This window comes from Polaromonas sp. P1_G4, assembly GCF_056405475.1.
The window spans coordinates 1-609 of record NZ_JBFUCA010001036.1 but is presented as its reverse complement, the minus strand read 5'-3'; the positions used below and the strand labels follow the sequence as shown (position 1 = coordinate 609).

Here is a 609-nt window from a genome sequence, read left to right as displayed (position 1 = left end):
CGGCAGCACGGCGGAGCAATATGCCAAGGAAGCCTTTGAGCGCTACGGTGCCGACGCGGTGACGCTCTCGCCCTTCATGGGGTTTGATTCGGTCGCGCCGTATTTGAAGTACGAAGGCAAGGGCGCTTTCCTGTTGTGCCGCACCTCCAACCCCGGCGGCGACGACCTGCAGAACCAGCGATTCGCCTCGATTGAAGGCCAGCCGCTGCTGTACGAGCATGTGGCGCGTCTGGCGCAAGGTCTGTGGAACCTCAATGGCCAGCTGGGGCTGGTGGTGGGGGCGACGTACCCGGCGGAGATTGAGCGTGTGCGGGCCGTGGCGCCTACCTTGCCTTTGCTGATTCCGGGTGTGGGGGCGCAAGGTGGCGATGCGGTGGCGACCGTGAAGGCGGGATGGCGGTCCGGCGCTCCCATCATCGTGAACTCGTCGCGCGCGATTTTGTATGCCTCTTCGGCGGATGATTTTGCGGAGGCTGCGCGGCGCGAGGCGGTGAAGACTCGGGATGTGCTGGAGGCGGCTCGGGGTGAGGCTTTGAAGTAGGCTGGTTTCTTACCCGGCGTTGTACTCTTTACTGAGAGTTGCTGGCCGGGGGTAGCCCGGCATGCAGG

At 64.4% G+C, this 609-nt stretch carries 1 protein-coding gene; it reads left to right on the top strand.

The genetic code is table 11. The features are described 5' to 3' along the window. Positions 1–541: orotidine-5'-phosphate decarboxylase (gene pyrF, locus AC1D1X_RS25220; protein WP_477699625.1), on the top strand; the 541-nt coding region annotated here is incomplete at its 5' end. Positions 542–609 lie beyond the last annotated feature (68 nt).